Consider the following 13,575-nt stretch of genomic DNA (forward strand, 5'->3'; position numbering starts at 1 on the left):
CGAGCGGCCGGACATGCGGTGGCCGGCTGGTAGCGTCGCGAAGGTCAGCGTCCGCCGCCCCGGAACACCTCCGCGACGGTGCGCAGCAGCACCTTGACGTCCAGCCAGGGGGACCAGTTCTCGATGTAGTAGTTGTCGAAGCGCGCCCGGTCCGAGATCGGAGTGTCACCGCGTAGGCCGCTGACCTGGGCGAGCCCGGTGAGGCCGACGGGGACGCGGTGCCGCATCGCGTAGGTCGGGTACTCGGCCGAGAACTTCTCCACGAAGTACGGCCGCTCGGGCCGCGGCCCCACCACGCTCATCTCGCCGCGCACGATGTTCCACAGCTGGGGAAGCTCGTCCAGCGACGTCCGGCGCAGCACCCGCCCGACCGGACCGACCCGCCGGTCGTGGGCGATCGACCAGTTGGTCTGCGACTCGTGCTGGTTGACGGGCCGCATGGAGCGGAACTTGATGACGTTGAAGGGACGACCGTGCCGGCCTATCCGCTCCTGGTAGAAGAAGATGCCCCGACCGCCCTCGATGAACACGGCGATGGCGCAGAGCAGCATGACCGGGCTCAGCACGACGAGCGCGACGGTCGCGAAGACCAGGTCGAACGCCCGCTTGAGTGCCCAGCGAGGACCGGAGAGGGTGGTGTCGCCGATCTTGACGATCGGGATCGCGCCGATGTGATCCGGGTTTCCGGCGTGCGAGGAGCGGGAGCCCCACAACCGCGGCACGGCCCACAGGTCGCAGCTCGCGCTCCTGGGCTGCCGCAGGATGTCCATCAGGGTCGACTCCGCGCAGGCCGGGTCGGCGAGGATCAGCACGTCAGTGTGCAGCAGACGAACCAGCTGTTCGAGGTCACCGAGGCTGCCCAGGATCGGCAGTCTGCCGCTGGGGTCCGGCTTGCTGTCGACGCAGCCCACGAACCGGAGACCGTACTGCGGATAGCGGCGAAGCAGGCGTGCCAGTTCCACGCCGATCGGCCCGCTGCCGATCACGATCGCATTGTGCTCCACCCACCGCCGGCGGCGCGCCATGACGACAAGGGTGCGCGTCACCGCCCGCCCCACCAGGACCAGGGCCGCGGACAGCAGCACGCCCCGCAGGAAGCTCCCGACGTGCGCGGCGGAGTCGCTGCGCATCGCGGCGACGATCGCCACGGCCGACGCTGCTGCGAGCAACCGCCCGGTGAGGCCGGGCAGCTCGTCGAGGATGCTCAGGTGTCGCCGGGCCCGGTAGAGGCCGCCCACCGCGAAGAGCGCGACCGTGAGGACGGCCATGCACAGCGTCCCCCGCCAGTGGCGGTCGCTGAGCAGCAACGGTGTCAGCAGCGCGGCGACGTCCAGGGGTGCCGTCACCATCCACGCCCGCAGAGGCCGGGTCCGCTTGGACGCGCGGGAACTGGCGTACGGCAGGACGGTGGTGGTGTCCAGCCCGGGGAAGTCGTCCCCGCGGTCCGGATGCCCCGCGGTGGCGCCGGGATCCGCGCCGTCGTCCGACCGGCCGGCTTCCGGTGCGACGTCGTGCGGCACGCGCTCCGGCGCGGGCATGCCGACGACACGCTGTGTCGTCACCGAATGACCCGACATCTCCATGTCCTCCCCCGTGGTGCCGGGGCGGCGCGCTGAAGCCGCCGAGGCGCAGTGCAGGATACGGCCGGCCAGGCAGGGGCCGGAAGGCCCGGACGGACGATTCCGGTTGGTCAGGACGGTTGGGCGATGTGGGTGAGTTCGTCGACCTTGTCGCTACGGACCGCGTCGAAGAAGGCGGGGACCTTCGCCTTGTCGGCCAGCACCACGCTCTCGGAGCCGATCCGGCCGGTGCCCTTCGTGGGGCAGGTGTAGAAGTGCAGGTTGCCGCTGCGGAGGTGGCGTAGCTCCATCGCCAGGTCGAGGATGGACAGCGACTTGTCCACGGAGACGGAGTCCGCGGTGGCCTTGATGAAGGAGTTGAGCTTCCCGGGGTTGGCCAGCACGCCCCCGGACGACGCCTTGTCCAGAATCGCCTTGATCACCTGCTGCTGGTGGCGGATCCGCGAGAAGTCGCCGTCAGCGAAGGCGTAACGCTCGCGGGCGTAGTCCAGCGCGGCAGCGCCGTCGATGGTCTGCCGGCCGGCGTGGAACGTCCGCCGGCTGTCCGCGTTCAGCGAGTGCGTCGAGGTGAAGCCCCGATCGATGGTGATCTCGATGCCGCCGAGGGCGTCCACGATCTCCTTGAAGCCGGCGAAGTCCACCATCGCGACGTGGTCGATCCGGATGCTGGTGAACTTCTCCAGGGTTTGCACCATCAACGGAACACCACCCCATGCGAACGCCGCATTGATCTTCGCGTCGCGCCCGCCGTTCCGACCGTCCTTCGCCCGCGGCACGCTCACCCAGGTGTCCCTCGGAATCGAGATGAGCTGCGCGCTCGACCGGTCCTTCGGCAGGTGCGCCAGGATGATCGTGTCCGTGCGCGAGCCGGAACTGTTCTCCGGGTCCCGCGAGTCGCTGCCAAGGATGAGGATGTTCATCGCGCCGCGGGCAGCCGGCGCCACCTGCGGGCGTTCCGCTTCCGGCACGTCGGTGAAGGCGTCGACCCGATCGATGCCGGATTCGACGGAGCGCAGGTAGAGCCCGCCCGCGATTACGCCGCCGCCGCCGAGCACCGCCAACACCAGGAAGGTGATCAGGGTGACCCGCTGCCACCGCGGCCGCCGCCGGCGGCGCTTGCCCGTCGACTCCGGTGCTGAGGGGAGGTCGAGAAACGGGGTCTCGGGCTCCGCGTACGACTGGCGATGTGGCATGGCGTGATGCTACTTATTCCGGTTCCGGCCCGCGTACCCCCGTCCGGGCCTGGCTGAGTCGGCCTCATGACCGAAACTTCGACGAGCGCCTGTTTCCCTTCGCCTGGTAGAACCCTCTCGTGGACGCAACGAAGCTCCGGCGAGCCATCGCCCGCACTCCCTTCGCCCCCGTCGCCGCCTTCCCCAAGCGCCTGGCCCGGGTCGCCCGCCACGACGCCAAGGTGCTGCGCACGTCGGCCCGGTGGCTGGTCACCTCCCGGGAGCACCACAACTACACGTACGACCTGACCAAGCTGAGCCGGCACCACCTCGCCTGGTTCGTCAGCGTGGTCTGCGACGTGCCCGTCAAGCAGGTCCGCGCGTACTTCGGCGAGATCGAGTCGGACGACGTGCTGCGCCGGCACATCGAGTCCGCCACCGCCGGCGCGGCCCGCCGGGGCCTCGCCGACCGGCACGTCCGCTATGCCCGCCGGATCGGCTGGTACGCGATCGTCCGCGCCACACGACCGCAGCACGTCGTGGAGACCGGCGTCGACAAGGGGCTCGGCAGTTGCGTCCTGGCCGCCGCGCTGCTGCGCAACGCCGCCGACGGGCACCCCGGCCGGGTCACCTCGCTGGACATCAACCCCGAGGCCGGCTACCTCGCCCGGACCGCGCCCTGGTCCGAGGTGGTCGACCTGGTGATCGGCGACTCCATCGCCTCCATCGCCGCGCTGGACCGGCCGGTCGACCTCTTCCTGCACGACAGCGACCACAGCCGGGCCCACGAGAAGCGCGAGTTCGAGGCGGTCGAGGGCAAGCTCGCGCCGGGCGCGGTCCTGCTCACCGACAACGTGACCGCCACCAACGTCCTCGCCGAGCACGCCGAGCGCACCGGCCGGAAGTTCCTCGCCTACCGGGAGACCCCGGCCAACCACTGGTACCCGGGGGACGGCATCGGCGTGGCATGGTGACCGGGCGCGGCTGAGCCGTCGGCTCGGCGCGCGGGGCGGTCGGTCAGCGCGCGGGCGCGTGCGGGGCGGTCAGGTCGAGCCACATGAGGATCTCGTCGCGGTCGTCGCCGGGCGCGACCCGCAGCGCGCCGGGCAGGCGCCCGACCTCCCGGTAACCGAGCCGCCGGTAGAAGCGGTCCAGCCCCAGCCCGTCCCGGACCGTCACGTGCAGCGCCTCCCGGCCCAGCTCGCGGCCGAGGCGCTCGGCCTCGCGCATCAGCGTCAGGCCGTACCCGTGGCCCTGGGTGTCCGGGTGGACCATCACCCGCTTCAGTACGCACCAGTGCGCCTTCAGGTTGAACCGGTTGTCGCAGAAGATCAGCGCCGCGACGAGGCGGTCGCCCGCGTACCCGAGCAGGAGGCGGTCCGGGCCCTCGGCGATGCCGGTGAACGTCGGGTCCGCGGTGCGCCGGACGTCGGCGGCGGTGACCGGCGGCACGAAGCCGACCGCCCCGCCGGCGTTGGTGACGTCGACCCAGAGCGCGACGATCGCCTCGCGCAACTCGGGGGTCAGTTCGGGGTCGAGGACGAAGCGCAGGGTCACCGGCCAATCCTGACCGCGCGGGGTCCGCGCCGACCCGCGATCGTGACGCGTCCGACAGCGCAGCCGGTGGCACGGGCGGGGTGGACCCCGAAGGTGCGGGAGGGGGGATTCGAACCCCCACGTCCTTTCGGACAATAGGACCTAAACCTACCGCGGCTGCCGTTACGCCACTCCCGCCGACCCGCTGAGTCTAGAGCGTCGGGTCACGACGGTGCCGAGCCCGTCTCGCCGGCCGGGCGGCGAGACGGGTCCCGCGACCGGTCGAGGGCGGCCGGCCTCAGTCGAGCCCGAGGTCGCGGCGCAGCTTGGCGACGTGGCCCGTCGCCTTGACGTTGTAGAGCGCGCGCTCGATCTTCCCGTCGGCGTCGATCACGAAGGTCGAGCGGATCACGCCGGTCACCGTCCGGCCGTACGACTGCTTCTCGCCGTACGCGCCGTACGCGGTCAGCACCGACTTGTCGGTGTCGGCGACCAGCGGGAAGGTGATGGCGTCGCGCTCGCGGAACTTCGCCAGCTTCTCCGGTTTGTCCGGCGAGATGCCGACGACCTCGTAGCCGGCCGCCTGGAGCGAGGCGAGCGAGTCGCGGAAGTCGCAGGCCTGCTTGGTGCAGCCGGGCGTCATGGCCGCCGGGTAGGCGTACAGCACGACCTTGCGGCCGCGCAGGTCGGCCAGCGAGAGCGTCTCGCCGGTGTCGGTGGGCAGGCGGAAGTCGGGCGCGGGGTCACCGGGGGAGAGGCGGTCGGGCGCGGTCATGGCCACGACCCTACCGCCGGCGCCGGCCCGCCGGCCCCGGGCGACGCGCCGGCATCGGCACCGGCCCGGCGTCCGGTGCGCGCCGGCATCGGCACCGGCCCGGCGTCCGGTGCGCGCCGGCCCGGCGTCCGTGCGGCGGACGGTGATCGATGCCATGTGCTGTTGCCAGATATTGGCAACAGCGATGTACGGGAAATACGCTGACCCCCGCGGGGCGCGGACGGGCCGCCGACGCGTGGGAGGTCGTGTGGAAACGCTGGCGATGCACATCTCGAACGGGATCATCGACGGTCCCGTCGCCGCGGTCTTCGCGGCCGTCGCGGTGGCCGCGATGACCCTCGGCGTCCTGCGCGGCCGGCGCGACCTGGACGACCGGCTGGCGCCGATGGCGGGTCTCGTCGCGGCCTTCATCTTCGCTGTGCAGATGCTCAACTTCCCGATCTTCACCGCCGGCGTCAGCGGCCACCTGCTCGGCGGCGCGCTCGCCGCGATGCTGGTCGGCCCGTGGGTCGGCGCGCTCTGCGTGGCCGTGGTGCTCGTCGTGCAGGCGCTCGTCTTCGGCGACGGGGGCGTCGCGATGCTCGGGCTCAACATCACCAACATGGCGGTGCTCGGCACCGCCGCCGCGTACCTGCTGATCGCGCTGCTGCTGCGGGTGCTGCCCCGGACCCCGACCGGCCTCGGCGTGACCGCCTTCGTCTCCGCCCTGGTCAGCGTGGTGGTCGCGTCGATGGGCTTCGTGTTCCAGTACTGGCTCGGCGGCACCACCGACCTGGGCGGCAACCTGGGCGGCCTGGCCGGCACGATGGCCGGCGCCCACCTGCTGATCGGCATCGGCGAGGGCCTGATCACCGCGACCACGGTGGTCACCGTCGCCAAGGTCCGGCCCGACCTCGTCTACGCGCTGCGCGGGCTGCGGCCCGCGTCCGCGCCCACCGTCCCGGCCGTCGGAGGTGTCCGGTGAGGAAGCGTTCCTGGGGGTTCCTCGTCGGCGGGCTGCTGGTGGCCCTGCTGCTCGCCGGGGTGGTGAGCAACTTCGCCTCGTCGCACCCCGACGGGCTGGACTCGTCGCTGCGCGAGGGCTGCACGTTCGACGCCGACGACAACATCACCGGCGGCAGTTGCCCGGCGCAGCAGGAGAAGGAACACGAGATCGGCGGCCCGCTGGCCGACTACGGCATCGCGGGGATCGACAACGACTTCCTCTCCACCGGCCTGTCCGGCGTCCTCGGCGTGCTGCTCACCTTCGCCGTGGCCGGCGGGGCCTTCTGGCTGGTCCGCCGCCGCGGCCCGCGAGACGGCCAGGCGGCCGACCGCGAGGCGGTCGACGGCGAGCGCGCCAGCACCGGCGCGACGGGCCGGGGCTAGCCGGGGATGGGCGCCGGGCACGCGCACGTGCTGTACCGGGAGGGCACCTCGCCGGTGCACCGCCTCCCGCCCGAGGCCAAGATCGCGGCGATGGTGGTCTTCACCCTCGCCGTGGTGGCCACCCCGCGCGAGGCGTTCTGGGCCTTCGGCGGGTACGCCCTGCTGGTCGCGGTGGTCGCCGCGCTGGCCCGGGTCGGCCCGGGCTGGCTGCTCGGCCGGTCATTGATCGAGCTGCCGTTCGTGCTCTTCGCCGTCGCCCTGCCGTTCCTCGGCGCCGGCGAGCGCGTCGACGTGCTCGGCCTCAGCCTGTCGTCCGACGGGCTGCTCGGGGCCTGGAACATCGTCGCGAAGGGCACCCTCGGGGTGCTCGCGTCGCTCCTGCTGGCCGCGACCACGACGACCCGCGACCTGATCGTCGGCCTGGACCGGCTGCGCTGCCCGCAGATCCTCACCCAGATCGCCACGTTCATGCTGCGCTACCTCGACGTGCTGGTCGGCGAGGCCCGCCGGATGCGGGTGGCCCGGGTCTCCCGCGGCGACGACCCGCGCTTCCTGTGGCAGCTGCGCGGCTTCGCCGCCGGCATCGGCGCGCTCTTCCTGCGCGCGTTCGAACGCGGCGAGCGGGTCTACCTGGCGATGCTGTCGCGCGGCTACGCCGGCCGGATGCCGGCGGTGTGGCAGGGCGCGGGCGCGGCGACGGCCGGGCAGTGGCTGGTCGCGGCCACCGTGCCGGTCCTGGCGGCCACCATCGCCGCCACCGCCGTCGTGCTGACATGATCGGAGACGTGCAGACCGCTGTCTCGCTGGACGTCCGTGGCGTCCGGTACGCGTACCCGGACGGGCACGTCGCCCTGCACGGGGTGGACCTGACCGTGCCGCGCGGCGACCGGGTGGCGCTGCTCGGCCCCAACGGTGCCGGGAAGACCACCCTGGTGCTGCACCTCAACGGCATCCTCACCCCGACCGAGGGGAGCGTGAGCGTCGGCGGCCTGACCGTCAGCCAGGACCGGGCCACGCTGGCCGAGGTGCGCCGCCGGGTGGGGATCGTCTTCCAGGACCCGGACGACCAGCTCTTCCTGCCCACGGTCGCCGAGGACGTGGCGTTCGGGCCGGCCAACCTGGGGTTACGCGGGGCGGAGCTGGCCGCCCGGGTGGACGAGGCGCTCGCCGCGGTCGGGATGGGCGCACACCGGGACCGCGCGCCGCACCACCTCTCCTTCGGGCAGCGGCGCCGGGTGGCGGTGGCCACCGTGCTCGCCATGCACCCGGAGATCCTGGTCCTCGACGAGCCGTCGTCGAACCTCGACCCGGCGGCCCGCCGCGAGCTGGCCGAGATCCTGCGCGGGCTGCCGGTGACGCTGCTCATGGTGACCCACGACCTGCCGTACGCCCTGGAACTCTGCGCCCGCTCGGTGATCCTGGACGCCGGCCGGATCGTCGCCGACGGTGCGACGCCGGACCTCCTGGCCGACCAGGACCTCCTGTCCCGTCACCGCCTGGAGCTCCCGTACGGCTTCACCCCGACGGCCCGCACCCCCCACTGACCCCCACCCCGTCCTCCGGCGTCGAGCCCCTCGGCGATCTTGCACTTGCCGCCCCGGCAAAAGGGGCTTTCCTCTCATGTGGAGGGCCGAAAATGCAAGATCGCGGAGGTGTCAGGGGCGGGGCGCCGTGGGGGCGGGGGTGGGAGAGGGAGAGGGGCGGCGGGAGGTGGCGTGGAGGCGGAGGGCGCCGGCCGCCGCAGCGCCGACGCCCGCGATCAGGACTACGGCGACCAGGATCCGGGCCGCCGTCGCCGGCCACGGGACGGGGGCGACGGCGCGGGCGAAGACCGCGGCGTTCGCCACCCCGGCGAAGAGCGCCAGGCAGGCGCCGGCCAGCGCCAGCGCGAAGTCGGCGGCCGGCCGTCGGGCCAGCGCGTACACCCCGGCGGCGATCGCGCCGAGCCCGGTCAGCAGCGCCCACACCTGCCCGCCGAGCAGGCCGGTCAGCAGGCCGCCGACGCCCCGCGCCCCGGCATCGAACTCCCGGCCCACGGTGAACGCCACCGCGGCCACCCCGCCGAGCACCAGCAGCCCGCCGAGCCCGGCCAGCGCCCGCGCGCCCGGCGCCGACCCGGCCGGCAGCAGCCCCAGCGCGCCCACCGCGAGCAGCCCGACCGTGGCGACCACCCACCAGGCGTACGCGTCCGGCGGCGGCACCCAGTCCAGGGTGCCGCGGATCTCCATCGGCTCGTCACCGGCGCGCAGCGGCACCACCCAGTCCCGCACCCGGTGCTCCCGGTCTGCGGCGGCCCGCACCTGCGGCGGCGGCGCCGACTCGCGCCAGAGCACCCGCTGGTCGTGCCAGCGCACCGTGGACGAGTCGTCGACCCGCCGCCAGTCCGGCGGCGCGGCCGGGTCCGCCTCGGCCGGCAGCCGGGTGTCCCCGGCGATGGTCCGGTTCAGGTACGTCGCGGGGGAGCGGACGTTCTCGTACACCCCGTCGGGACCCACCCGCAGGTACGGCTCGCCGGAGTAGCCGACCACCTCGACGGCGTGGTCGCCGGTGTTGGTCAGCTCCAGCCGGGCACCCGCCTCCACCACCCGTACGCTCAGCCCGGCCCGCGCCGGGGTGACCGCCGTCACCTCGGTGCGGTAGTCCGTGCCGTCGGGGGCGTCCGCCCCGTGCGCGGCCGCCGGCCCGGCGAGCGCGAGCGTCGCGGCCAGCGCGGCGGCGAGCACCAGGCCGGCGCGGGCCAGCAGGTCACGGATCACTTGCCGGCCGCCTCCACCGCCGCCTTGATCCCCTCCGGGCTGCGGTCGGCGACCTCCTGGCCGTCGACCACGATGGTCGGGGTACCGGTGATGCCGGCCTTGCTGGCCTCGTCGGTCACGTGCTCCGTCCACGGCTTGAAGGTGCCCTCCCGCAGGCAGGAGGCGAACCCGTCCCGGTCGATGCCGGCGCCCGCCGCGATGTCCACCAGCTCGTCGTCGCTGAGCCCGGCGCCGCCCTCCGGCGGCTGCCGGTCGAACAGTGCCTTGGCGTACTCCCGGTACCGGCCGCCCTCCGCCGCGCAGCCGGAGGCCGCCGAGGAGCGGGTCGAGTACTGGGTGGTGGAGAATCGGTTGAGGTAGGCCACCGGGTGGTAGACGACCCGGACCTTGCCCTCGCTGATGAGCTGGTCGATCGTCGGGCCGCTGACCTGCTCGAACTGCTTGCAGGCCGGGCAGAGGAAGTCCTCGTAGATGTCCACCGTGACCGGGCCCGAGCCGGCGACGACGCCGGTGCCGGCCTCGTTCGCGCCGGTCGGCGGGGTGAAGTCGTCGGAGCGCTGGCTGGAGTAGACGCTCCAGCCGATGAGGCCGGCGATCACCAGGACGGCGACGGCGGCCACGGAGACCCAGAGCGTCCGCTTGCGCCGCTGCTCCCGGGCGAGCTGTTCGCGGACCACCCGCGCGGCGACCTTCTGCCCCTTGCGACTACTCATTCTCGTCCTCCACGGGTGCGTCCCCCGTCAGCCAGCCGTCCACGGAGACGGGCGTGCGGGGCCAGATCAGCAGGAACCCGGCCAGTGCCAGGAATCCCAGGTCCCGGAGGATCTCCGGGAGGTAGCTCGGCGCCTGCCCCTCGGCGAGTTGGCCGCCGCTGCCGAAGCAGCCGCAGTCGATCGCCAGGCCCCGGCTCCAGGCCGAGGCGATGCCGGCGACGAAGACCACCAGCAGCGCCGCGGAGATCGCGGCGCTCAGCCGGGTGGCCAGCCCGAGGAGCAGTAGCACGCCCAGCGCCAGTTCCACGAAGGGCAGCGCCGCGCCGACCACCGTGGCGGCGTCGTACGGCATGACCTGGTACGCGTTGACGGCGCGTCCGGAGGCGGCCAGGTCACCGACCTTGCTGCCGCCGGCGATCAGCCAGACGGCGGCCAGGCCCAGCCGGGCGGCCACACCGAGCCAGGGACGGACGGCCGGCCAGCGGGCGGCCGGAGTGCGGGGGGCGGTCACGATCATTGGACGTCGCGTCCGTCGCGGAAGTTCCCGGCCACGTTCCCGCTCATCCGGCGAGGGCGTCGCCGACCGCCTCGACGAGGTCGTTGCGGGCCCGGGCCACCCGGGAGCGGATGGTGCCCACCGGCACCCCCTCCACGGCGGCGGCCTCGGCGTACGACAGGCCGAGCAGCTGGGTGAGCACGAACGCCCCGCGCCGCTCGGCGGAGAGCCGGCGGACCAGGTCGGCGGCGCCGAGCTGGCCGGCGGGGTCGGGGTGCGCCCGGTCGGCTCCCGCGTCGGCCGCGAGCCGTTCGTCGAGCCGCCGGCGACGCACGACCGTGCGCAGGTGGTCGGCGCAGGCCCGCCGGGCGATGCCGAGCAGCCAGGTCCGCGCGCTGGACCGCCCCTCGAAGGCCGGCAGCCCCCGGAACGCCCGCAGGTAGGTCTCCTGCGTCAGGTCGTCGGCGCTGTCCGGGTCGACCAGCGCGGCGGCGAAGCGCCACACCTCGGCCTGGGTGAGCCGGACGAAGGCGGCCTGGGCGACGGGATCCCCGTCGCGGGCGGCCAGCGCCCACCCCGTCGCCGACTCGCGCACGGCGGCGGCGTCGGTGGGACCGACGGCGGAGGTGTCGCGCGGGGCGGGGATCACGACAACCCAGGTTACGCGGCACGGCAGGAGGGGGCAGGGTCCTTCGGCCCTTCCATGGCCTGCGCCACGCCGGGAACTTTCCCGGCTCGCCGGACGACTACCCGCTCATGACATGCGACGACGTACGCACGGCGCTGTCGGCGCGGCTGGACGGCGAGGACCCGCAGGCGGCGTCGGCGGTGCTGGACGCGCACACGGCGCGTTGCCCCGGCTGCCGCGCCTGGCTGGCCCGGGCCGAGCAGGTGACCCGGCTGGCCCGGGTGCGGGCGGTGTCGGTGCCCGACCTGACGGCCTCGGTGCTCGCGGCGGTCGCCGCCGACCCGGTCGTGGCCCGGCGCGCGCCGGAGGCGACCCGCCGGGCCCGCCGCCAGGTGCTGCGGGTCGCCGTCGCGATCGCCGCCGTCGCCCAGTTGTCGATCGCGCTGCCGGTGCTGCTGGCCGGGCTGGGCGTGACCGTCGACCCGCACACCAGCCGCGAGATGGCCTCCTTCGACGTGGCGCTGGCGGTCGGCTTCGCGCTGGCCGCGTGGCGGCCGGAGCGGGCCCGCGCGTTCGTGCCGGTGGCGCTGGTGCTGGCGGTGTGCCTGGCCGGCACCAGCGCCGTCGACATCGCCAACTCCACCACCGCCCTCGTGCACGAGGTCGGCCACCTGGCCGCCGTGGTGCAGGCGGCGCTGCTGTGGGCGCTGGGCCGGGTCAGCGGCGAGTCCGGCAGCCCGGTGTCGACGTCACTCCGGGCCCGGCATGGCTGACCACGCTCCGCCCCGGGCACGCACGCCCGACCAGGGAGTCGCGCGGGCCGGTGGGCTTCGGGCAGTGCCGCGCGATCGGACTCGCGCCCGGCGGGTCGGGTCCGCGAGCATGACCGGCATGAGTGTCGCCAACCGCCGCCGGTTCGCCCGGCTGACCGCCGCCGCCGGCCTGCTGATCGCCGTCGTCGCCCTGTTGATCGCCCCCGCCGGCCCCGCCAGCGCCCACGCGGTGCTGGTGAGCAGCAGCCCGGTCGCCTCGGCGGTGGTGCCGAACGGGCCGGCCGAGGTGGTGCTGACCTTCAGCGAGTCCGTCCGCAAGGTGCCGGGCAAGATCCGGGTCATCGCGCCGGACGGCTCCCGCGCCGACCGGGGCGAGCCGAGCTTCTCCGGCAGCGTGGTCACGATCCCGGTCGACCCGGCCGGGGGGCGCGGCACCTACCTGGTCAGCTACCGGGTGATCTCCGCCGACAGCCATCCGGTCTCCGGCGCGTTCACCTACTCCGTCGGCGCGCCCTCCACGCCCCCGGCCGACACCGGGGACGACAGCCGGGCCGACCCGGTGGTCGGCAACGCGGTCAAGGTCGCCAAGTACGTCGGCTACGCCGGCCTGCTGCTGCTCGTCGGCCCGGCGATGGTCCTCGCCGCGCTGTGGCCCCGGCGGCTGCCCCGGCAGGGCCCGGCGCGGCTGGCCTGGGCCGGGCTCGGCCTGGTGGTGCTCTCCACCGTGGCGAACCTCCTGCTCCAGGTGCCCTACACCGCCGGCGGGGGCGTGTTCGACGTGACCGGCGAGGGGCTCAGCGCGGTGCTGGGCAGCACCTTCGGCGCGGCGCACCTGGTGCGGCTGGGCCTGCTGGCCGCGGCGGCGTTCCTGCTCCGGCCGCTGCTGGCCGGGCCGGTCGGCCGCGCCGACCTGGTGATCCTGGGCATCCTCGGGGTGACGGCCCTGCTGACCTGGCCGCTGGCCGGGCACCCGGCGGCCTCGCCCGTCCCGGCGGTCTCCGTCGTCGTCGACGCGGTCCACCTGGGCAGCATGGCCGTCTGGCTGGGCGGGCTGGTGATGCTCGCCGGCTTCCTGCTGCGCCGGGCCGACGAGCGGGAACTGGGCGCGATCCTGCCGATCTGGTCGCGCTGGGCGGCGCTGGCCGTCTCGGCGCTGCTGCTCGCCGGCACCGTCCAGGCGCTGATCGAGGTCGCCACGCCGGGCGCGCTGGTCGACACCACCTACGGGCGGCTGCTGCTCGGCAAGATCGGGCTGTTCGCGCTGGTCATCGCGGTGGCCGCGTATTCCCGGCAGTTGGTGCGCCGGCCCACGGCGGCGGGCCGGCCGGCGCCGGTGCGGCGGGCGGTCTGGGCGGAGCTGGCGATCACCGCGGTGGTGCTCGGCCTGACCGCCGTCCTGGTGCAGACCACTCCGGCCCGCACCGCCGGCTCCGACGTGACCGGCGGTTCCCCCGGTTACTTCTCCACGACGCTGTCCAGCCCGATCTACTCCCTCCAGGTGGAACTGGACCCGGCCGAGCGGGGCAACAACACCGTGCACTTCTACGCGTACACGAAGGACAACCGGCCGCAGCCGGTGGTGCAGTGGCGCGCCACGGCGGCCCTGCCGTCGGCCGGGATCGAACCGATCGAGGTCCCGCTGCTGCCGCTGACCGACAACCACGCCACCGGCGAGATCGACCTGCCGGCGGCGGGGGAGTGGCAGTTGCGCGTGACCGTCCGCACGTCCGACATCGACCAGGCCACGGTGACCGCCACCGTGCCGATCAGGTAACAGG

15 protein-coding genes and 1 tRNA gene are annotated in these 13,575 nt (G+C 74.1%); 7 read left to right on the forward strand and 9 right to left on the reverse strand.

The window, feature by feature from the left end; genetic code table 11:
- Positions 1-44: 44 nt before the first annotated feature.
- Positions 45-1,562, reverse strand: coding sequence for a sugar transferase (locus ACGFZ2_RS21385; protein WP_393456113.1), 1,518 nt, complete (start codon positions 1,560-1,562; stop codon positions 45-47).
- A 128-nt stretch (positions 1,563-1,690) separates the two neighbouring features.
- Complete coding sequence (locus tag ACGFZ2_RS21390; RefSeq protein ID WP_393456116.1) at positions 1,691-2,773, reverse strand: LCP family protein; 1,083 nt, start codon at positions 2,771-2,773, stop codon at positions 1,691-1,693.
- Positions 2,774-2,892: 119 nt separating this feature from the next.
- On the opposite strand from ACGFZ2_RS21390, the gene ACGFZ2_RS21395 reads away from it, so the two are divergent.
- Entirely contained in the window at positions 2,893-3,726 is an 834-nt protein-coding gene (locus ACGFZ2_RS21395) for a class I SAM-dependent methyltransferase (RefSeq protein ID WP_393259111.1), read from the forward strand.
- A 43-nt stretch (positions 3,727-3,769) separates the two neighbouring features.
- Here the strand turns inward: ACGFZ2_RS21395 and ACGFZ2_RS21400 are convergent, their stop codons facing one another.
- The 3 genes from ACGFZ2_RS21400 to bcp form a co-directional block, all read right to left on the reverse strand.
- Positions 3,770-4,309, reverse strand: coding sequence for a GNAT family N-acetyltransferase (locus ACGFZ2_RS21400; protein WP_393259113.1), 540 nt, complete (start codon positions 4,307-4,309; stop codon positions 3,770-3,772).
- A 94-nt stretch (positions 4,310-4,403) separates the two neighbouring features.
- Positions 4,404-4,486: transfer RNA gene (locus ACGFZ2_RS21405), tRNA-Leu, on the reverse strand.
- Positions 4,487-4,586: 100 nt separating this feature from the next.
- Entirely contained in the window at positions 4,587-5,063 is a 477-nt protein-coding gene (gene bcp, locus ACGFZ2_RS21410) for a thioredoxin-dependent thiol peroxidase (RefSeq protein WP_350676747.1), read from the reverse strand.
- 247 nt (positions 5,064-5,310) lie between these two features.
- Here bcp and ACGFZ2_RS21415 point away from each other — a divergent pair, with 247 nt between their 5' ends.
- From ACGFZ2_RS21415 to ACGFZ2_RS21430, 4 genes are read left to right on the forward strand one after another with little or no spacing between them, the layout of a single operon-like run.
- Entirely contained in the window at positions 5,311-6,027 is a 717-nt protein-coding gene (locus ACGFZ2_RS21415) for an energy-coupling factor ABC transporter permease (RefSeq protein ID WP_393456119.1), read from the forward strand.
- The gene (locus tag ACGFZ2_RS21420; protein WP_393259117.1) at positions 6,024-6,431 is read left to right on the forward strand and encodes a PDGLE domain-containing protein; all 408 of its coding nucleotides are present in this window, start codon (positions 6,024-6,026) and stop codon (positions 6,429-6,431) included. The genes ACGFZ2_RS21415 and ACGFZ2_RS21420 overlap by 4 nt, the downstream gene beginning before the upstream one ends.
- A gap of 6 nt (positions 6,432-6,437) precedes the next feature.
- The gene (gene cbiQ, locus ACGFZ2_RS21425) at positions 6,438-7,208 is read left to right on the forward strand and encodes a cobalt ECF transporter T component CbiQ (RefSeq protein ID WP_393456122.1); all 771 of its coding nucleotides are present in this window, start codon (positions 6,438-6,440) and stop codon (positions 7,206-7,208) included.
- Positions 7,205-7,975, forward strand: coding sequence for an energy-coupling factor ABC transporter ATP-binding protein (locus ACGFZ2_RS21430; RefSeq protein ID WP_393456125.1), 771 nt, complete (start codon positions 7,205-7,207; stop codon positions 7,973-7,975). The genes cbiQ and ACGFZ2_RS21430 overlap by 4 nt, the downstream gene beginning before the upstream one ends.
- A 111-nt stretch (positions 7,976-8,086) precedes the next feature.
- Here ACGFZ2_RS21430 and ACGFZ2_RS21435 read toward each other — a convergent pair whose 3' ends face one another.
- Genes ACGFZ2_RS21435 through ACGFZ2_RS21450 form a run of 4 tightly spaced genes read right to left on the reverse strand, consistent with a single transcriptional unit; the run spans position 8,087 to position 11,045 of the window.
- Positions 8,087-9,187: a hypothetical protein gene (locus ACGFZ2_RS21435; RefSeq protein WP_393456128.1), complete on the reverse strand. Its 1,101-nt coding sequence runs from the start codon at positions 9,185-9,187 to the stop codon at positions 8,087-8,089.
- Positions 9,184-9,900, reverse strand: a complete 717-nt coding sequence (locus ACGFZ2_RS21440; protein WP_393259122.1) for a DsbA family protein — start codon at positions 9,898-9,900, stop codon at positions 9,184-9,186. Before ACGFZ2_RS21440 ends, ACGFZ2_RS21435 begins: the two co-directional genes overlap by 4 nt.
- The gene (locus ACGFZ2_RS21445) at positions 9,893-10,417 is read right to left on the reverse strand and encodes a MauE/DoxX family redox-associated membrane protein (protein WP_393259124.1); all 525 of its coding nucleotides are present in this window, start codon (positions 10,415-10,417) and stop codon (positions 9,893-9,895) included. Before ACGFZ2_RS21445 ends, ACGFZ2_RS21440 begins: the two co-directional genes overlap by 8 nt.
- 43 nt (positions 10,418-10,460) lie before the next feature.
- Positions 10,461-11,045, reverse strand: a complete 585-nt coding sequence (locus ACGFZ2_RS21450; RefSeq protein WP_393456131.1) for a sigma-70 family RNA polymerase sigma factor — start codon at positions 11,043-11,045, stop codon at positions 10,461-10,463.
- A gap of 107 nt (positions 11,046-11,152) precedes the next feature.
- On the opposite strand from ACGFZ2_RS21450, the gene ACGFZ2_RS21455 reads away from it, so the two are divergent.
- Positions 11,153-11,797 (forward strand): zf-HC2 domain-containing protein, encoded by a 645-nt coding sequence (locus ACGFZ2_RS21455; protein WP_393456134.1) that lies wholly within the window; start codon positions 11,153-11,155, stop codon positions 11,795-11,797.
- Between the two features lie 109 nt (positions 11,798-11,906).
- Positions 11,907-13,571, forward strand: a complete 1,665-nt coding sequence (locus ACGFZ2_RS21460; protein WP_393259129.1) for a copper resistance CopC/CopD family protein — start codon at positions 11,907-11,909, stop codon at positions 13,569-13,571.
- Positions 13,572-13,575: the final 4 nt, after the last annotated feature.

The sequence above is a fragment of the Micromonospora sp. NPDC048063 genome (genome assembly GCF_043202855.1).
Classification (GTDB): Bacteria; Actinomycetota; Actinomycetes; order Mycobacteriales; family Micromonosporaceae; genus Micromonospora.